The following is a 17,895-nucleotide window of genomic DNA, read 5'->3' on the forward strand; positions in this document are numbered from 1 at the left end:
TACGTATTTTCTTGCAAACAGAATGGATTGGTTATTTTAAAAGACAGCTGGGAATAGCGCATAAATAAGCAGCCAATCCATTTAGGAAGTAGTAAAAGGAACTTTTGTTATGACGGTTATTCATAATCAGTCAGAAGGTGAACAAGCACCTCAAGACTTACAACGGAAATTATCCAATCGCCATTTGCAATTGATTGCGATCGGCGGCGCGATTGGTACAGGTCTCTTTATGGGATCTGGCAAAACCATCTCCCTCGCAGGGCCATCCATCTTGTTTATTTACATGATTATTGGCGGCATGTTTTTCTTTTTAATGCGTGCTCTCGGTGAGTTGTTACTGGCAAATTTACAGTACAAATCTTTCGTAGATATGGCGCATGATTTAATCGGGCCTTGGGCTGGCTATTATTTAGGTTGGACGTATTGGCTCGGTTGGGTGCTGGTTGGTATTGCTGACTTAGCCGCAGTGATTAACTATCTCGGTTTTTGGTTACCTGACGGCACAACCTTTACCCCGATAGGGCAGGCGGCGATTAGCGCGGGCTGCGTATTGTTTGTATTGGCCCTCAATTTACTTACAGTCAAATTGTTTGGTGAAGTCGAATTTTGGTTTGCACTGATTAAAATCCTCGCGATTATTGGTTTGATTGCGATTGGTGGTTACATGATTTTCAGTCACTTTACCGCACCTCATGGCACAGTGGCATCACTCAGCAATATTTGGGCGCATGGCGGGATGTTCCCGAAAGGTGCTGAAGGCTTCTTGGCAGGTTTCCAGATCGCCGTATTTGCCTTTGTCGGGGTGGAGTTAATTGGAACAACAGCGGCAGAAACCAAAGACCCGCACAAAAACCTTCCAAAAGCGATCAATGCCATTCCGATTCGTATCATTTTATTCTATGTGCTGGCATTGCTTGTGGTGATGGCGGTTACACCGTGGAATAGCATTAGCCCAGATAAAAGCCCATTTGTAGAGTTGTTCATGAATGCAGGTATTGTGACGTCTGCAATCATCATGAACTTGGTGGTGCTTTCATCAGTAATGTCATCGATGAACAGTGGTGTATTCTCTACCAGTCGTATGTTATTTGGCTTATCTAAAGATGGTCAGGCACCGAACGCGTTTGGTCGTTTGTCAAAAAGTGCAGTTCCTGCCAATGGTTTGATTTTCTCATGTGTATTCATCATGGGTGGCGCAGTACTTCAGTACTTTGTCCCAAATACGATGGAAGCATTTACCTTAGCCAGTTCTTTATGCGTGATTCTATTTATCAGTGTGTGGAGTCTAATTATGGTGTGCTATATCCGCTATCGTAAGTTACGCCCAGAATTACATGCACAATCAAATTTCAAGATGCCAGGCGGTGTGTTCATGTCTTATGTGGTGATTGCATTCTTGCTATTTGCTTTGGTGATTCTGGCACTTGAGCCTGACACCTTAAAAGCATTGTATGTCAGTCCATTGTGGGTGGTCATTTTAGCGGTCACCTATCAATTGTTATATAAGCCACGTATGCGCAAACTTCGTGGTGAACTAGCTTAACCAACTATTGCATATCTCCCATCAAAAGAGCTGATCATGAAAGATCAGCTCTTTTTCTATTTGCCATTTAGTATCTTAATCGACTAATAAATGTTGATATTTATCAGCTTGTTTACGTAAGTAATCCCAAACCAGTTTGATTCGTGGCTCATGCTGTAAATCCACAAAAGTTAGCATCCAAAAGGTATGATTAAAACGGACTTGTTCAGCGAGTACATCATTTAGTTCTGTTTTATCGTGCGCTAAAAACTTGGGCAAAATGGCCAATCCAGCACCTGCGCTGACTGCAATTTGCTGAGCCAAAATACTACTGCTTCGGAAATTTGCTGTCAGTTTGAGGGGAAGGCGCTCTAAGCAATACAGTTCAGGGCTATAGACTAGGTCATCAATATAGTTGACGAAGCGATGTTGAGTTAAATCTTCTAAACGTCGAATCGGTGGGTTTTGTGCTAAATAATTTTTACTGCCATATATCTTTAGAGAATAGTCTGACAACCGCGTAATGATATATGGCCCAGATGTGGGACGGTCAATTGACACCACAATATCTGCTTCACGATGTGACAGCTTAATCATCTTGGGTACAGGGATGAGGTCGATAGTGAGCAAAGGATAATGAATCGAAAACTCGGCAAGTAGACGTGCAAGAAATGCTGTACCAAAACCTTCAGGTGTGCCAATTCGCACACGGCCTTGCAAAGGTTGATGTGGTTTTTCGATTTGTAGAAAGGCCTGTTCCATCTGCTCAACTCGTGGAACAAGGGCTAATCCTTCCATCGTTAGTTCATAGCCAGAGGCTTCTCGCTTAAACAACGTCGTGCCTAAAGTCAGCTCCAAAGCTTGAATCCGTCGCGCTACAGTGCTGTGTTCAACACCGATTACCCGTGCTGCATTGGTCAAAGTCTTGGTTCTCGCCAAGACCAAAAAAAATTGTAGATGATCCCAATCCACTTTCATTTTTATTGTATTCCCTGTGCATATTTGCACATCAATCGTGCATGAATTTGCGTTGGTGGTCAAAGCATTCTTTGCTAGTCTCGAACAAACGTTAAAAAAAGAAAATACGACGAATCGCTATTTTCGACAATGTGAACACAATAAAAATAGGCCTATGGAGAGGTTATGAATACAATCCAGAAAATCGAGCTGGAAACAGCAAAGCTACTCATTAATGGACAATTTATCGAGTCTGAAACACAGGAATGGCAAGATATTGTCAATCCTGCAACTCAAGAAGTGATTGGTCGTGTGCCATTTGCGACTGTTCAGGAAGTTGATGCTGCCATTCAAGCTGCACAAGATGCATTTGCGTCTTGGCGTCAAACGCCGATTCAGGCACGTATGCGTATCATGTTGAAGTTACAAGACTTGATCCGCACCAACATGAAAGAAATTGCACGCGTGCTGACCGCTGAACAAGGTAAAACTTTGGCGGATGCAGAAGGCGATATTCAACGTGGCTTAGAAGTGGTTGAGCATGCTTGCTCAGTCGGTACATTACAAATGGGCGAATATACCGAAGGTGTTGCTCGTGGTGTCGATACTTATACCTTGCAGCAACCTTTGGGTGTTTGTGCTGGGATTACCCCATTTAATTTTCCTGCCATGATTCCATTGTGGATGTTCCCAATGGCAATCGTTTGTGGCAATACCTTTGTCCTCAAACCATCTGAGCAAGATCCACTTTCGACCATGATGTTGGTCGAATTGGCGATTCAAGCAGGCGTTCCAGCAGGTGTACTCAATGTAGTACATGGTGGTAAGGAGGTCGTAGATCGCTTATGTACCAATCCGCTGATTAAAGCGATTTCTTTTGTTGGCTCAACCGCAGTTGGAACCCATGTGTATAACCTCGCAGGGCAGCATGGCAAACGCGTGCAGTCGATGATGGGTGCAAAAAATCATGTGGTGGTCATGCCTGATGCCAACAAAGAACAAACGTTAAATGCCTTAGTCGGTGCTGCATTTGGTGCAGCAGGGCAACGTTGTATGGCGCTTTCAGTTGCCGTCATGGTGGGCGAAAGTCAGCAATGGGTACAAGAGCTGGTTGAAAAGGCCAAAACCTTAAAAGTAAATGCAGGTCATGAGCCAAATACAGATATTGGTCCTGTGATTTCAAAACGTGCCAAAGCCCGTGTAATGGATCTGATCAACAGTGGCGTTGAGCAAGGTGCTGAACTTCTGTTAGATGGTCGTGATGTTCAAGTGCTTGGTTATGAGTCGGGTAATTTTGTTGGCGCAACAATTTTTAATGGCGTGACAACTGACATGCGCATTTATAAAGAAGAAATCTTTGGGCCTGTGCTAGCGATTATTTCGGTCGATAGTTTGGACGAGGCGATTGCTTTGATCAATGCCAACCCATTTGGTAATGGTGTGGGTTTATTTACCCAAAGTGGCGCGACGGCACGTACTTTCCAAAACTTAATCGATATTGGTCAAGTGGGCATCAATATTCCAATTCCTGTGCCTGTTCCATTCTTTAGTTTTACAGGTTCAAGAGGCTCAAAACTGGGTGATTTAGGTCCATATGGCAAGCAAGCAGTGCAGTTCTATACGCAAACCAAAACCATTACCAGTCGTTGGTTTGAAGACAGCCACGAAGTGGGCGGTGTAAATACCACGATTAGTTTACGTTAAGGGGAATCAGGGATGAATATTGCCTTTATCGGTTTAGGAAATATGGGCGGCAGAATGGCCCACAACCTGCTCAAAGCAGGGCTTACAGTTTATGGTTATGACCTGAGTGAAGTAGCCAATCAGCACTTTGCCGAAGCAGGTGGTGTGGTGTGCGACAGTCCACAAGCAGCTGCCAAACAAGCGGATGTAGTGATTACCATGTTACCTGCTGCAAAGCATGTCAAAGAGGTTTATCTCGGAGAACATGGTGTGCTGGAAGCATTGAAAGCAGGTGCTTTATGTATTGACAGCAGCACGATCGACCCTAAAACCATTCAAGATATTGCTGAGATTGCACACAGTAAAAATATCAACATTTGTGATGCTCCTGTTTCTGGCGGAACCATTGGTGCTCAGGCAGGTACGTTAACGTTCATGGTGGGCGCAGATGAGTCTACCTATCAGGCGGCTAAAGCAGTGCTTGGTTATATGGGTAAAAATGTCATCCACTGTGGCGATGTTGGTGCAGGGCAAATTGCCAAAATCTGCAATAACCTCATTCTCGGTATTTCCATGACTGCTGTGGCTGAGGGCATGGCACTCGGTGTGAAACTTGGCATTGATCCAAAAGCGTTGGCTGGTGTAATCAATACATCAAGTGGGCGCTGTTGGAGTTCAGATGTGTGTAATCCTTGGCCGCATATTAGCGAAAATGCTCCGGCTTCTCGTGGCTATCAAGACGGTTTCGCGACACAACTGATGTTGAAAGATTTAGGTCTTGCTGTTGAAGCTGCTGGTCAGGTCAAACAGCCCATTCTATTAGGCGGTATGGTGCAGCAGCTCTATCAACAAATGTGTATGCGTGGAAATGCACATTTAGATTTTTCGAGCATTATTCACCAATATTTGCCTGAAGAAGCTTAAATAACACAAAGCCATAGGATGGCTTTTCAATCAATAAATGAAACTCTGTCGTAAATAACAACAAATCCAGACTGAGGGAATAGAGATGCTCAATTATAAAGATGTGGCACAAACTTTTGATTTTGAAAGTACGGCTCAAAAAATGCTGTCAGGTTCGTTAGATGCACTCAATGCGTGTTTTGAGTGTTGCGACCGACATGTAAATGGTGAAAAAGTGGCGTTGTATTGGCAAGGCAAAGATGGGCGTAAGGCGCAGTTTACCTTTCGCCAATTGCAACAATGGTCGAGCCAATTTGCTAACTTTTTAAAATCTCAAGGTGTGCAGGCAGGCGATCGCATTTCGGGATTATTGCCAAGAACCCCTGAATTATTGGTCACGATCTTTGCTGCGTGGCGAATTGGTGCCGTATATCAACCGCTATTTACGGCATTTGGCCCGAAAGCGATCGAACATCGTATTCAGCTTGCGCAAAGTAAGTTGGTGGTGACGGATGTGGTCAATCGCAGCAAGCTTGATGAGGTTGAACATTGCCCAGCAATTGTGACGGTTGCTGATGCTGACGGTGCAGCACTTAATCCAAGTGATTTTAACTTTTGGCAAGTTTTAAATCAGCAGTCTGATCAATGTGAATTGGTAATGCGTAATATTCAAGATCCCTTTTTATTGATGTTTACCTCTGGAACAACAGGGCCAGCCAAACCACTTGAAGTACCTTTGAAAGCCTTACTTGCCTTTGGTCGATATATGCAAGATGCGATTGGCTTAACTGAAGATGATGCGTTTTGGAATATTGCTGATCCGGGTTGGGCTTATGGTCTGTATTACGCCATTACTGGGCCGTTATTCTTAGGGCATGCGACTTTGTTCTACGAAGGTGGCTTTAGCACCGATAGTCTGTGTCAAATCGTCAAGGATTATCAAATCACCAACTTGGCAGGAGCACCAACGGCTTACCGTATGATGATGGCTGCTGATCCCGCACAAATGGCAGCGTTAAAAGGACAATTTCGTGTCGTCAGTAGTGCTGGAGAACCGCTCAATCCTGAAGTGATCCGTTGGTTTAGACAGGTACTTGATGCACCGATTTATGACCATTACGGACAAACTGAGGTGGGCATGGTGGTGTGTAACCATCATGGTTTACATCATGAAATCCGTGAGGGTGCGGCAGGATTCCCTAGTCCGGGCTATCGAATTGCAGTTGTCAATGAACAGGGTGAGGAACTTCCGCCTGATACTGCTGGGATTTTAGCAGTGGATATCAGTCAATCGCCGATGATGTGGTTTGGTGGCTATAAAGAAAGTCGCAAATCACCTTTTGTTGGTCATTATTACTTAACAGGTGATACCGCTGAACTACACAGTGATGGCAGCATGAGTTTCGTTGGGCGTAGTGATGACGTGATTACTACATCAGGTTATCGAATTGGCCCATTCGATGTTGAGAGTGCGTTGTTGGAACACGATGCCGTTATCGAGGCTGCTGTAATCGGCGTGCCTGATCCAGATCGTACCGAGTTGGTGAAAGCCTTTGTGATTTTGGCTACAGGAGTGCAGTCTACCGCTACACTTGCTGAGGAACTCAGTCAGTTTGTGAAAAAACGTCTTTCTGCACATGCATATCCGCGTCTGGTTGAGTTCGTAACGGAATTACCCAAAACACCAAGTGGCAAGATTCAACGTTTTTTATTGCGTAATCAGGAAATTGCTAAGCAGCAAGCAAAAACAGGATAAAGGAAGTAACGATGCAATTTACTGAAGAACAATTGTTAATTCGTGATATGGCGAAAAGCTTCGCTCAAGAACAAATTAAACCAAATGCCAGCGATTGGGATCGTGATGGCACTTTTCCCAAAGCAGCACTAGCGCAAATGGGGCAGCTTGGTTTTATGGGCATGCTTGTTCCAGAGCAATGGGGTGGGTCAGACACAGGCAATTTGGCCTATGTGTTGGCACTGGAAGAAGTGGCTGCGGCTGATGGTGCAACGTCGACCATTATGAGCGTACATAATTCGGTGGGCTGTGTACCGATTTTAAAGTTTGGTAATGACGAGCAAAAAGAACGCTTTTTAAAGCCCTTAGCCCAAGGAGAAATGATCGGCGCATTTGCTTTAACCGAACCACACACAGGTTCGGATGCTGCAGCCATCAAAACTCGCGCAGTTAAAGATGGTGATGATTATATTCTGAATGGTGCAAAGCAGTTTATTACTTCTGGTCATAATGCAGGGGTGATTATCGTCTTTGCCGTGACTGATCCGAGCGCAGGTAAAAAGGGTATTAGTGCCTTTCTCGTGCCACGTGATACACCGGGGTATGAGGTCATTCGTGTCGAAGAGAAATTAGGTTTACATGCTTCGGATACCTGTCAGATTGCATTGACCGATGTACGTGTGCATAAAAGTTTGATGTTAGGTAAAGAGGGTGAGGGGCTGAAAATTGCACTTGCCAATTTAGAAGGCGGTCGTATCGGAATTGCAGCACAAGCAGTGGGTTTGGCGCGTGCAGCTTTAGAAGAAGCAACACACTATGCCAAAGAACGTCTGACATTTGGTAAACCAATTTTCGAGCATCAAGCGATTGCCTTCCGTCTTGCCAGTATGGCAACAGAGATCGAAGCTGCACGACAACTAGTTCATTATGCTGCACGTCTCAAAGAAGCGGGTCAGCCTTGTTTGAATGAAGCATCAATGGCCAAATTATTTGCTTCTGAAATGTCAGAGCGTGTCTGTTCAAGTGCCTTACAGGTTTTTGGTGGTTATGGCTATCTGAAAGATTTTCCGATTGAACGCATCTACCGTGATGCACGAATTTGTCAGATTTATGAAGGTACTAGCGATATTCAACGTTTAGTGATCGCACGTAGTCTATAAAACTTAAACAAGGATTGAATGATGCAGTGGCAAACTATTTTATTGGAAAAGCGTAATGGTGTTGGGTTAATTACCCTCAATCGTCCTAAAGCATTAAATGCCTTAAACAGTGAATTGATCAGTGAAGTAAATCAAGCCCTCGACCAACTGGAAAAGGATCGTGAGATTGGTTGTATGGTGTTGGCTGGTTCTGAAAAAGCATTCGCAGCGGGGGCGGATATTAAGGAAATGGCACAGCTGAATTTTCCTGATATTTATTTTGATGATTTTTTTCATCTTGCAGATCGAATTGCTCAACGCCGGAAACCGCTGATTGCCGCAGTAAGTGGTTATGCTTTGGGCGGTGGCTGTGAATTGGCATTAATGTGTGACTTTATCTATTGTGCAGAGAATGCCAAATTTGGGTTGCCTGAAGTCACTTTGGGCGTGATTCCTGGGATCGGTGGTACGCAACGTTTAACTCATGCGATTGGTAAAGCCAAAGCCATGGAAATGTGTTTGACTGCACGTCAAATGGGTGCTGTGGAAGCAGAGTTAAGTGGTCTGGTTGCGCGTGTATTCAATAAGGAAGATTTACTCGAACAAACGCTACAAGCTGCTGAACAAATTGCGACACGCTCACTCACTGCCAACATGATGTTGAAAGAAACCATTAATCGTGCATTTGAAGTCAATCTGACTGAGGGTTTACGTTTTGAACGACGCATGTTCCATTCTATTTTTGCGACTGCGGATCAAAAAGAAGGCATGCAAGCGTTTGTTGAAAAGCGACAGGCAAACTTTAAAAATCAATAAAGAGAACGAAAAAAATGAATACAGAACATCTCATCATTGAGCAGCAAGGTGCTCTTGGCATCATCAGCTTAGATCGGGTAACACATTTGAATGCGTTATCTTTAGAAATGATCGAAGGGATTCGTACACAACTCGAACTTTGGCGAAATGATGCAGCTATTCAAGCAGTTTTGATCAAGTCGAATAGTCCAAAAGCTTTTTGTGCAGGTGGAGATATTCGTTATCTCTATGATAGCTATCAAAAAGGCACGGCAGATCACCAAGCTTATTTTAGTGCTGAATATCATATGCTGACCACAATCCGCGAATATGAAAAGCCAGTGGTGGTTTTGCTGGATGGTTATGTCTTGGGTGGCGGATTTGGCTTGGCACAAGCCTGCCACATTATTGTGAGTAGCGAAAAGTCCCGTTTTGCGATGCCTGAAACAGCAATTGGTTTTTTCCCCGATGTGGGAGCGACCCATTTTCTATCTCGATTAGATGATATTGGCGTTTACATGGCGATCACGGGCGAGCAAATCAGTAGTAGCGATGCGCTCTATTTAGACCTGATCGACTACCATGTACCAAGTGAAAAACTTCAAACCTTACAAGATGCACTGATCGCTGAAGAAAATCTCAATCAACAAAATATCGAACATATTGTCAGTTGCTTTATTACACGCCCTGCCGAGAGTGAGCTAAAACAGTTGTCGGATGCCATTCGTCAACATTTTGGTTTCCAGCATTTGGATGAAATTGAGCAAAGTCTTGCGAATGAACAAGATGAAAAATTGCAGCCGTGGGCAAGCAAAATGCTTAATCTCCTACAACAACGCTCATTTGTCGCTAAACAGACCAGTTTAAAGCTACAACATCTCGGACGCGGATTGTCATTGCAGCAATGCATGCAACTTGAACGTGATTTGCAGGATATTTGGTTCGAACATGGCGATTTCATTGAAGGTGTGCGTGCGTTGATTGTGGATAAAGACAAACAGCCAAAATGGAAAAAACAGAACCCTGAACTTGAGCAAATTTTAGAAAAATTGAGCTAATCATTAACCGATTTATTTGAACTTAAAGGAGAGGAAAAGACATGCAAGACGCTTATGGTTCAGTCGAATCGTAAGGATAAAAATTCAGAATAAAAATTTCCAAGAAAGGAAAATGAAGATGCAAACATTACATGGAAACGGTTCAAATTCTAAAAAGTCATCTCATCGGTTGGCGGGTATCTCCAGTATGGTGGGTACGACGATTGAGTGGTATGACTTTTTTATCTATGGTGCGGCAGCAGCGCTTATTTTTAATAAATTATTCTTCCCAAATCTTGATCCTCTGACAGGTGTTCTTGCCGCATTTGGCACCTATGCTGTGGGTTTTATTGGACGGCCTCTTGGTGGTTTGGTATTTGGTCATTTTGGTGACAAAATCGGTCGTAAATCCATGTTGTTATTAACATTAATGTTGATGGGGATTCCGACGGTACTGATTGGACTGTTACCGACTTATGAGTCTATTGGATATTGGGCGGCGATTTGCTTAGTCGTCTTACGATTTATTCAAGGTATGGCGATGGGTGGTGAATGGGGCGGTGCAGTACTCATGGCCGTTGAACATGCACCCGAAGGTGGTAAAGGTTTCTGGGGCAGTTTACCTCAAGCCAGTACAGGTGGTGGCTTATTACTCGCATCAGTTGCACTTGGATTAGTCTCATTATTACCCGAACAAGCATTGTTCAGTTGGGGTTGGCGTATTCCTTTCCTTGCAAGTATTGTCTTGCTGGCAGTGGGTTGGTATATCCGTGTCAAAGTGCCAGAGTCACCTGATTTTGAGAAAGTAAAACAGCAGGCGGAAGAGGTTAAAATTCCTGCTTTACAAGTATTTAAACAACATCCGAAGCAATTGATTTCTATTATTCTAGCGCGTGCCGCTGAAAATGCTTGGTTTTATCTTGCTTCAACCTTTACCTTGGCGTACACCACGACTCAGCTTGGTGTTCCACGACAAGACATTTTATTCGCAACGATGTGCGGTGCTGTGGTGATTTTATTTATGACGCCGTTATGTGGACATTTGTCAGATAAAGTCGGTCAACGCAATATGTTCATGTTTGGGCTATGCGTGTTGGCACTCTATAGCTATCCATTCTTTAGTATGCTCAATACCAAAGACCCCGTCTTGGTTTGGACGGCAATTGTCTTGGCAATCGGTGTGGTTTTCCCGATTATGTATGCACCCCAAGCACAGTTGTTCGCGCGTCAGTTCCCTGCGGAAATTCGCTATAGCGGAATCTCGATTTCGGTACAGTTAGCGGGAGTTCTTGGCGGTGGGATTGCACCATTGATCGCTACAAAATTATTGAGCATAGGTGGAGGAAATCCTTATCTCATTATGCTGTATATCGGATCAATGGCTATTGTTGCGATCATTGCGACAAGTTTTATGCCGAGGGATAAGCACTATTCTAGCCAACATGCTCATTCGGTAGAAAAAAGATTGGATATGGATGCAAAGATGACTGAACATTCCTAAGTGAATGTATCATATAGAAAAAGGCCCTAATCTTTCGACTAGGGCCTTTGAATTTGGAGCGGGAAACGAGACTCGAACTCGCGACCCCAACCTTGGCAAGGTTATGCTCTACCAACTGAGCTATTCCCGCATATTGAGCAGTTTTTACTAAAACTTACACTTAAAAAACCAATCTGGAGCGGGAAACGAGACTCGAACTCGCGACCCCAACCTTGGCAAGGTTATGCTCTACCAACTGAGCTATTCCCGCGTGCCAGCTATAATACATTAAGCAAAACAAGGGTCAACAACTTTATGCAAAGAAAATGTTTAATTGCATAAAATAAAAGCATTTCTTCATAATAATGCTGAAAAAGTCGAGAATTTTCCGAAAAAATTGAATGCTCATGGTCATTTAGCCACTGCTGAAGCCATGTGAAATGCCAACAGACCGAGCTGTTTCTGTCATGTATAATGATTGCCTATCTCAATCTGACCTTACAGAGTGACTGATGAACTTAGAACAACAGTTAATTGAACGCTTACAAACATTAGCACCTAGCCATCTTGAAGTAATCAATGAGTCTGCTGGGCATGGTGGATATTTCCCAGGGAAAGAATCACATTTTAAAGTGATTGTAGTAAGTGAAGAATTTCAAGGTCTGCGCTTAGTACAACGTCATCAAAAAATTTATGCAGTTGCTGCCGAACTCATGAGTCCAGGTCGTATCCACGCATTAGCAATTCACGCTTATGTTCCAAGCGAGTGGCAAGGTCAAGCACCTTCAAGTCCTGAATGCGCACACGCACCCAAGGCATAAGGATTGATTATGGATGCTCATTTAATTACCAAGATTGTGCATATGTCTGCGGTGAGTTTATTGATTCTTGTGTTTGTTGCTCGAGCGGCGACGCTGTTTATTGGCGTACAGGGTCAACAACCCAATATTAACTCGCGTAAAAGCTTAGTCGGTTTACAACATTTGTCTCTGACTCTGATTATTGTTACGGGTGCGGTTTTACTGTTTATGAAGAACTTTGTAGTTGAACCATGGTTCTACGCCAAAGTCATTTTATTTTTTGTCCTATGGTCATCTATGAGCAAAACTTACAAGCAAGATAGCAATGTTTTGTTGGTACAACGCCGTGCTGGATTATTGATCAGTACAGTGGCTTTGATAGGTATCCTTGGCTTGGTGATGATTAAACCTGTTTTTACGTAATTGTTTGACATTGTTTTAGTAATTGTTTTGGCACTAGGTTAAACTGCGTGCAGTTTACAAAAAAATCTTGTAGAGGGAAGTCATGTTAACGCGTGTGGTATTTAACCAAAAAGGTGGTGTAGGGAAATCAAGTATTACGATTAATTTAGCAGCTATTAGTGCTAAACAAGGTTTTAGAACCTTAGTGATCGATCTTGATCCACAAGCAAACTCTAGCCAATACCTTTTGGGTGAAGATGCGACATACTCTGCGGATAAAGCGGCATTAGAGCCAAATATTGAAAATTTCTTTGAAGATGTGCTTGGTGCAACGCAACAAAAGGGCTTGATTGGCAATGCGATTGGTTCGATTTTAAAAGCACCGCGTGGTAAAGGCTTAGATAGCTATGTGCACCGCACCTCTTTTGAAAACTTGGATGTGATTCCAGCAAGCCCAAGCTTAGGCGCGCTCGAGCACGCTTTAGAAAGTAAGCATAAGATTTATAAATTACGTGATTCGATTCAATCGCTCAGTGCTCGTTATGATCGTATCTATATTGATACACCGCCAGCCTTTAATTTCTTCACTTTATCGGCCTTGATTGCGGCTGATCGTGTCTTGATTCCATTTGATTGTGACGTGTTCTCGAAACGTGCGTTACAAACTTTGATTGAAAATGTTATCGAAACCCAAGATGATCATAATGATCGCTTGGAGATTGAGGGTATTGTTGTTAATCAGTACCAGTCTCAAGCAAAATTACCTCGTGAAGTGGTTCAACAGTTGAAAGATGATGGCTTACCTGTATTAGAGGGAATGTTACCGCCTTCTGTGTTAATGAAAGAATCACATCAAAAGAATTTACCCTTGATTCACTTAGCATCTGAACATAAGTTGACCCTTGCTTATGTCACTTTGTTCAATGAGATTGAATCAAAGAAATAAGAGAATCTTATGAAACGCTTATATTGGATGCCTGTGTTGGCAGCTACGATGTTATTAGGTGCATGTGCATCAACGGTTAAACCGACTTATGTTTCTCCAACACAGTATCAAGCGCTGAATTGCCAACAGCTACAAGCTGAGTACAACCGTATTCAGCTTTACATCGACAATGGTGTACAAACCCCAAAACGCACAGGTGTCGGTGTGGGAGTCGGACTGGGCGGTGGCTGGGGCAGTCGTAGTGGTTGGGGCTTTGGGCCATCTATTTCAGTGAATATGGGGCAATCAATGAATACCAAAAACACTGAACTCTCGAAAGTTTTAGGTCAACAAGATGCCATTGTGCAAGCTGCACAGTTCAAAGGTTGTCCAATTATCGTCAAACCGCGTCCAAAATCATAACAAAAACAGGTTTATCACTCGTGATCTTACGAGTGATAAATAACAAAATTTTAGCAAAATGTTTCAAGTTAAATATAATAATAACAATGATTTATTAATTTTTTACCTCTAATTTTTCTGCTTTTTATCGTTCATTTTTCCGCTAAAACTTGTTTGTTTGAACCAAATTCGTATAAGGTTGCGACCATGTGTGGTCATTTGGTATCTGTATGATTGAGAGTTGGTTTTTTGTTTTGGCGATGATAGCGGTATTACTCATTCCCGGACCTACGAATGCGTTATTGGCCAGTTCAACACATCAACACGGCTTTGTTAAAACCATGTCTTTCATTCCTGTGGAGTGGCTAGGTTATACCTATGGTATTGGTTTATGGGCTCTCTTCATCCATTTATTTGATCCGATTTGGCCTGCTTTACACCTCATTTTGCATGTATGTAGTGTGATCTATGTATTGTGGCTCGCTTTTCATTTATGGAAAAGTTCACATCTACAGAAACATTATCAAAATCATCAGCAAATCAAAACGTATCAATTATTCTTATCGACCCTCAAGAATCCAAAGACACTGTTACTCGCAGCAGGGATATTTCCAGATGAAACATGGAACTCTGTTGAAAATACAGCATGGGTACTAGGTGTATTTACCCTTGTATTAATTCCAGTTTCCTTATTTTGGATGATGTTCGGACGGGCATTATTGACAGGAAGTTTGATTGGAATCAAAGCCGACCACTTATATAAAGGATCGGCAATGTTATTAATCGTTTGTATGCTACCAATGGTGTTCCGTTTCTTCTAAATTAAGCTTTGTGGCTTTTACGGCTATTGAGTTTTTGACGGATAAAACCAATCACACCCGGTAATACACTAATAATGATGATACCGAAAATTAAATGAGTGAAATTATCTTTCACGATTGGCATATTACCGAATAAATAACCAAGCGTAATAAAAGAAGCAATCCAGCAGAATGCACCAATTACGTTATAAGTCAGGAAAAACTTATAATTCATGCTGCCTGCGCCCGCAACAAATGGCGCAAAGGTTCGTGCAAACGGCACAAAACGAGCAAAAATAATGGTTTTACCACCATGACGTTGAAAGAATTCTTGTGTTTTTAACAAATGTTGCTTATTGATTAAGCGTGAGTTCGTTTCAAACACGCGCGGGCCAACATATTTACCGATATGGTAGTTGAGTGTGTCACCCAATACCGCAGCGATAAATAATAAAATACCAAGTAACCATGGATCCATTGCACCCGTAGAGGCAGCAAGCGCACCAGCGGCAAACAGTAAGCTGTCACCTGGTAAGAATGGCATAACCACTAAACCAGTTTCGACAAAGATAATTAAAAATAGAATGGCATAAATCCAGATGCCATAATTGGTAATAAATTCTAAAAGATGTTCGTCAACGTGCAGAATAAAATCAATGAGTTCCATGAAGGTGTGAGCAGTATAAATTTGAACTAAATCCTAGCAGTGCATCTATAGAATGTCAGTATAAAAAGCAAATTAATTGGTAACTTTAGTTGATACTCCAAATAAAGAATTTTGCTGATAAATTGAGCTATATTGTTCTAAATATAGAATGATGCATTAACAAATATGGTATTTATTGCAAATTATAAGATACATAAACTGTTCTCATGTTAAAAAACAAACAGTGTGGAATTTATTATGTTTAATCCGAATGTGGTTGTAAAAAATATCGTTACTCAATCAGGCGTAGATAATATGGTTACGCTGGTTGCCCGTATTCTTATGGCTTATATCTTTATTATCGCTGGCTGGGGCAAATTAACAGCTTATGGTGCTACAGCAGGTTATATGGAATCAATGGGGGTACCGGGAGCACTTTTGCCTTTAACGATTCTCGTTGAGTTTGGTGGTGGCCTTGCGTTACTTTTTGGTTTCCAAGCGCGTTTGGCAGCATTTGGCTTAGCCGTGTTTAGTATTATTACTGCCTTCATTTTCCATAGTGCAGATGATCAAATGCAACAAATCAACTTCATGAAAAACTTAGCAATGTCAGGTGGTTTATTCTATCTAATGCTGCATGGAGCAGGTCGTTTGAGCCTTGATCATGCAATTGAAAAATAACATATTAACTTAGTTGTTGTATGAGACCCCACTCCATCAGTGGGGTTTAATCATATCTATACATTACGGTTGATTACAAACCGAAGCCGACATTTGAGTATAAATCTGTTTAGATAATAGTGGGTTAAAAGAATAGAGCGTGTTATGAAAAGAAGCTTGCTAGGATTAGGTTTTGTGGTTTTATTCGGTTTATCTGCGCCATCATGGGCTGGTAAAGATGATCATGTTATTTTAAAAGAAGCTTTAAATAATGTTGTGACCGTGAGTCAAATTGCTAAATTAGCTGATGAAACAGGTGTGACGCTGACAGGGCAAATCACTAAGCATGTGAAGAGTGATCATTACGAATTAAAAGATAAAAGTGGCACGATTGGTGTCGAAATTGATGATGATATTTGGCAGCGTGCTGGCTTAAAAGTTGGAGACCATGTTCGTGTGGTCGGCGAAGTGGATACACATCGCTATAAACCGACAGATGTTGAAGCGATCACTGTTGAAAAGCTTGCACATTAAGCAAGAAAAAAGGAAGCAGCAGCTTCCTTTTTTATGATCGCAATTTTTATAACATGAAGTGAATTTGCATTTCCCCAACAAGAAAACCCAATACAGCACCCACGATAATCAAAGACCATTCATCTTCTTTAAATGCAGGGCGAAGCATGCCTTCAAACTCTTCAGGACTAAGTTTCTGCATCCGTTCCACCAGTGTATTACGAACATTCATTGCATCTTCAGCATATGATTCAACATAGCGCATGGTATCTGGAAGCTGTTTTAAAATACGCTCAGCAACTTCTGATTTAAGGTTTTGGTATTTCTCACCACCAATCGCATAAACCACCAATGGGCGCACAATACCTGCTTGTAAATCAATTTCTTGTTTGACGTGACGGCTGACTAATTCAATCACTTTATCTGAGTGCGTCCCAGAGAAAAGTTCCTCCATCATGTTGCGAGATGTCAGTAATTGTTTTGAGATCAAAGCAGCATAATCTGCGGCAACCTCGTTTTGACGTTTAATGAATAAACCTTGCCATGTGTAGCCCAGCACCTTCTTTGGATATAACGGGCGGAACATCATTTGTAGCGCCATCCAGTCACTGAAGAAACCGACAAAGCCACCAAACATCGGCAACATCCATGGGTATTTACCTTGTGTCACGATCCAGCACAGCATTTGCACAACACCAATCGCGAAACCAAAAACAAAGCCGACATTACTAAAAAATTTAAATTCTTGTTTGCCGACTTTTTTAAAGATTTCGTTGAGGAGGCGTTTATCTTTGAGTAGATTGTTGACGACCATGTGTTTGATATCGAAGTACTTAGCAACATCTTTTTGTACTTCACCCATGATATGTTCAACGATTTCAGGCGCTTTGGCTTGAACACGTTTGATCAGTTTTTGACGTGCAAACTCTGGCATGCCTTCCCATAAACCGGGTTGATATTGTTGCGCAACTTCACGGGTAATATCTTCGGCAGCTGCCATGAGAGGTTTTTCGATTTCTTGTGCGATACGCTTTGGATCTAATCGTGCAAAAATTTCTTCAGGTTTGATGAGCTTGGAGGTCATCAGTTCAACCGCAGTGGTTGCCATTTTTTCTGCTTTACGAGGAACGATTCCCTGCCATCCAATTGGAAGACCAAATAATCTAAACCCTTTAAATTCAAGTGGTGCGAACATCATTTGGATCGCAATCACTTTGGTTATATAACCAATAAAGCCACTAATAAATGGGATCGAAATATATAACCAGAAATTCTGATGAAAATCCGCAATCATTTCTTGAAACATTATTGTATTGGTCCTTCAAGTCCTAATTGTTGCTCGTGGTCGGGCAAGCGATAGAGGATAGTGAAATATTTTAGGACATTGGTCAGTTCACCAATATCTTTAGAATTTTTAGTTTTCCTTGTATCAAGGACATCGCAATCACATGAAAGGAAACGATGAGGTCGATTGAATACCTTTCCATGGTAATGCA

General features: G+C 42.2%; 18 protein-coding genes and 2 tRNA genes. 15 read left to right on the forward strand and 5 right to left on the reverse strand.

Annotated features, from left to right (window positions below; genetic code table 11):
* Positions 1-109 precede the first annotated feature (109 nt).
* Positions 110-1,543 carry an amino acid permease gene (locus IO68_RS19330; RefSeq protein ID WP_023012613.1) on the forward strand — a complete coding sequence of 478 codons (1,434 nt, stop codon included), beginning with the start codon at positions 110-112 and terminating at the stop codon, positions 1,541-1,543.
* Between the two features lie 75 nt (positions 1,544-1,618).
* Here IO68_RS19330 and IO68_RS19335 read toward each other — a convergent pair whose 3' ends face one another.
* Positions 1,619-2,500 carry a LysR family transcriptional regulator gene (locus IO68_RS19335; protein WP_004882065.1) on the reverse strand — a complete coding sequence of 294 codons (882 nt, stop codon included), beginning with the start codon at positions 2,498-2,500 and terminating at the stop codon, positions 1,619-1,621.
* 165 nt (positions 2,501-2,665) lie between these two features.
* Here IO68_RS19335 and IO68_RS19340 point away from each other — a divergent pair, with 165 nt between their 5' ends.
* From IO68_RS19340 to IO68_RS19370, 7 genes are all read left to right on the forward strand, one after another.
* Positions 2,666-4,183, forward strand: coding sequence for a CoA-acylating methylmalonate-semialdehyde dehydrogenase (locus IO68_RS19340; protein WP_023012614.1), 1,518 nt, complete (start codon positions 2,666-2,668; stop codon positions 4,181-4,183).
* Positions 4,184-4,195: 12 nt separating this feature from the next.
* Positions 4,196-5,086 (forward strand): 3-hydroxyisobutyrate dehydrogenase, encoded by an 891-nt coding sequence (gene mmsB, locus IO68_RS19345; RefSeq protein WP_019385296.1) that lies wholly within the window; start codon positions 4,196-4,198, stop codon positions 5,084-5,086.
* A gap of 85 nt (positions 5,087-5,171) precedes the next feature.
* On the forward strand, positions 5,172-6,821 hold the full coding sequence (locus IO68_RS19350) for an AMP-binding protein (RefSeq protein WP_023012615.1): 1,650 nt from the start codon (positions 5,172-5,174) through the stop codon (positions 6,819-6,821).
* An 11-nt stretch (positions 6,822-6,832) separates the two neighbouring features.
* Entirely contained in the window at positions 6,833-7,960 is a 1,128-nt protein-coding gene (locus tag IO68_RS19355; RefSeq protein ID WP_004956740.1) for an acyl-CoA dehydrogenase family protein, read from the forward strand.
* 21 nt (positions 7,961-7,981) lie between these two features.
* Positions 7,982-8,755 carry an enoyl-CoA hydratase gene (locus tag IO68_RS19360; RefSeq protein WP_023012616.1) on the forward strand — a complete coding sequence of 258 codons (774 nt, stop codon included), beginning with the start codon at positions 7,982-7,984 and terminating at the stop codon, positions 8,753-8,755.
* A 14-nt stretch (positions 8,756-8,769) separates the two neighbouring features.
* On the forward strand, positions 8,770-9,792 hold the full coding sequence (locus IO68_RS19365) for an enoyl-CoA hydratase/isomerase family protein (protein ID WP_023012617.1): 1,023 nt from the start codon (positions 8,770-8,772) through the stop codon (positions 9,790-9,792).
* Positions 9,793-9,910: 118 nt separating this feature from the next.
* The gene (locus tag IO68_RS19370; RefSeq protein WP_019385291.1) at positions 9,911-11,272 is read left to right on the forward strand and encodes an MFS transporter; all 1,362 of its coding nucleotides are present in this window, start codon (positions 9,911-9,913) and stop codon (positions 11,270-11,272) included.
* A gap of 54 nt (positions 11,273-11,326) precedes the next feature.
* On the opposite strand, the gene IO68_RS19375 is transcribed toward IO68_RS19370, so the two are convergent.
* Together IO68_RS19375 and IO68_RS19380 are read right to left on the reverse strand one after the other, a co-directional pair.
* Positions 11,327-11,402 (reverse strand) — tRNA-Gly (locus IO68_RS19375).
* 44 nt (positions 11,403-11,446) lie between these two features.
* A tRNA-Gly gene (locus IO68_RS19380) sits at positions 11,447-11,522 on the reverse strand.
* A 241-nt stretch (positions 11,523-11,763) separates the two neighbouring features.
* Here IO68_RS19380 and IO68_RS19385 point away from each other — a divergent pair.
* From IO68_RS19385 to IO68_RS19405, 5 genes are all read left to right on the forward strand, one after another.
* Positions 11,764-12,072 carry a BolA family protein gene (locus IO68_RS19385; RefSeq protein ID WP_019385290.1) on the forward strand — a complete coding sequence of 103 codons (309 nt, stop codon included), beginning with the start codon at positions 11,764-11,766 and terminating at the stop codon, positions 12,070-12,072.
* A gap of 9 nt (positions 12,073-12,081) precedes the next feature.
* Positions 12,082-12,474 (forward strand): SirB2 family protein, encoded by a 393-nt coding sequence (locus IO68_RS19390; protein ID WP_023012618.1) that lies wholly within the window; start codon positions 12,082-12,084, stop codon positions 12,472-12,474.
* 82 nt (positions 12,475-12,556) lie between these two features.
* Positions 12,557-13,399, forward strand: a complete 843-nt coding sequence (locus tag IO68_RS19395) for a ParA family protein (RefSeq protein ID WP_004882046.1) — start codon at positions 12,557-12,559, stop codon at positions 13,397-13,399.
* A gap of 9 nt (positions 13,400-13,408) precedes the next feature.
* Complete coding sequence (locus tag IO68_RS19400) at positions 13,409-13,801, forward strand: hypothetical protein (protein ID WP_019385289.1); 393 nt, start codon at positions 13,409-13,411, stop codon at positions 13,799-13,801.
* 209 nt (positions 13,802-14,010) lie between these two features.
* The gene (locus IO68_RS19405) at positions 14,011-14,601 is read left to right on the forward strand and encodes a LysE family translocator (protein WP_017196902.1); all 591 of its coding nucleotides are present in this window, start codon (positions 14,011-14,013) and stop codon (positions 14,599-14,601) included.
* 1 nt (position 14,602) lies between these two features.
* Here the strand turns inward: IO68_RS19405 and IO68_RS19410 are convergent, their stop codons facing one another.
* Entirely contained in the window at positions 14,603-15,247 is a 645-nt protein-coding gene (locus IO68_RS19410; protein WP_023012619.1) for a DedA family protein, read from the reverse strand.
* A 237-nt stretch (positions 15,248-15,484) separates the two neighbouring features.
* On the opposite strand from IO68_RS19410, the gene IO68_RS19415 reads away from it, so the two are divergent.
* Positions 15,485-15,907: a DoxX family protein gene (locus IO68_RS19415; RefSeq protein ID WP_023012620.1), complete on the forward strand. Its 423-nt coding sequence runs from the start codon at positions 15,485-15,487 to the stop codon at positions 15,905-15,907.
* Positions 15,908-16,051: 144 nt separating this feature from the next.
* Positions 16,052-16,420, forward strand: coding sequence for a NirD/YgiW/YdeI family stress tolerance protein (locus tag IO68_RS19420; protein WP_004882037.1), 369 nt, complete (start codon positions 16,052-16,054; stop codon positions 16,418-16,420).
* Positions 16,421-16,466: 46 nt separating this feature from the next.
* Here IO68_RS19420 and IO68_RS19425 read toward each other — a convergent pair whose 3' ends face one another.
* Positions 16,467-17,693, reverse strand: coding sequence for a DUF445 family protein (locus IO68_RS19425; RefSeq protein ID WP_171054747.1), 1,227 nt, complete (start codon positions 17,691-17,693; stop codon positions 16,467-16,469).
* Positions 17,694-17,895 lie beyond the last annotated feature (202 nt).

Source organism: Acinetobacter sp. COS3 (assembly GCF_000475335.1).
In the GTDB taxonomy this organism is placed as follows: Bacteria; Pseudomonadota; Gammaproteobacteria; order Pseudomonadales; family Moraxellaceae; genus Acinetobacter; species Acinetobacter venetianus.

What these genes read in the sequence shown, in the direction of transcription:
- IO68_RS19330 (WP_023012613.1), top strand. Translation starts at nt 110, where the DNA reads ATGACGGTTATTCATAATCAGTCAGAAGGTGAACAAGCACCTCAAGAC.
- IO68_RS19335 (WP_004882065.1), bottom strand. Translation starts at nt 2,500, where the DNA reads ATGAAAGTGGATTGGGATCATCTACAATTTTTTTTGGTCTTGGCGAGA.
- IO68_RS19340 (WP_023012614.1), top strand. Translation starts at nt 2,666, where the DNA reads ATGAATACAATCCAGAAAATCGAGCTGGAAACAGCAAAGCTACTCATT.
- mmsB (WP_019385296.1), top strand. Translation starts at nt 4,196, where the DNA reads ATGAATATTGCCTTTATCGGTTTAGGAAATATGGGCGGCAGAATGGCC.
- IO68_RS19350 (WP_023012615.1), top strand. Translation starts at nt 5,172, where the DNA reads ATGCTCAATTATAAAGATGTGGCACAAACTTTTGATTTTGAAAGTACG.
- IO68_RS19355 (WP_004956740.1), top strand. Translation starts at nt 6,833, where the DNA reads ATGCAATTTACTGAAGAACAATTGTTAATTCGTGATATGGCGAAAAGC.
- IO68_RS19360 (WP_023012616.1), top strand. Translation starts at nt 7,982, where the DNA reads ATGCAGTGGCAAACTATTTTATTGGAAAAGCGTAATGGTGTTGGGTTA.
- IO68_RS19365 (WP_023012617.1), top strand. Translation starts at nt 8,770, where the DNA reads ATGAATACAGAACATCTCATCATTGAGCAGCAAGGTGCTCTTGGCATC.
- IO68_RS19370 (WP_019385291.1), top strand. Translation starts at nt 9,911, where the DNA reads ATGCAAACATTACATGGAAACGGTTCAAATTCTAAAAAGTCATCTCAT.
- IO68_RS19385 (WP_019385290.1), top strand. Translation starts at nt 11,764, where the DNA reads ATGAACTTAGAACAACAGTTAATTGAACGCTTACAAACATTAGCACCT.
- IO68_RS19390 (WP_023012618.1), top strand. Translation starts at nt 12,082, where the DNA reads ATGGATGCTCATTTAATTACCAAGATTGTGCATATGTCTGCGGTGAGT.
- IO68_RS19395 (WP_004882046.1), top strand. Translation starts at nt 12,557, where the DNA reads ATGTTAACGCGTGTGGTATTTAACCAAAAAGGTGGTGTAGGGAAATCA.
- IO68_RS19400 (WP_019385289.1), top strand. Translation starts at nt 13,409, where the DNA reads ATGAAACGCTTATATTGGATGCCTGTGTTGGCAGCTACGATGTTATTA.
- IO68_RS19405 (WP_017196902.1), top strand. Translation starts at nt 14,011, where the DNA reads ATGATTGAGAGTTGGTTTTTTGTTTTGGCGATGATAGCGGTATTACTC.
- IO68_RS19410 (WP_023012619.1), bottom strand. Translation starts at nt 15,247, where the DNA reads ATGGAACTCATTGATTTTATTCTGCACGTTGACGAACATCTTTTAGAA.
- IO68_RS19415 (WP_023012620.1), top strand. Translation starts at nt 15,485, where the DNA reads ATGTTTAATCCGAATGTGGTTGTAAAAAATATCGTTACTCAATCAGGC.
- IO68_RS19420 (WP_004882037.1), top strand. Translation starts at nt 16,052, where the DNA reads ATGAAAAGAAGCTTGCTAGGATTAGGTTTTGTGGTTTTATTCGGTTTA.
- IO68_RS19425 (WP_171054747.1), bottom strand. Translation starts at nt 17,693, where the DNA reads ATGATTGCGGATTTTCATCAGAATTTCTGGTTATATATTTCGATCCCA.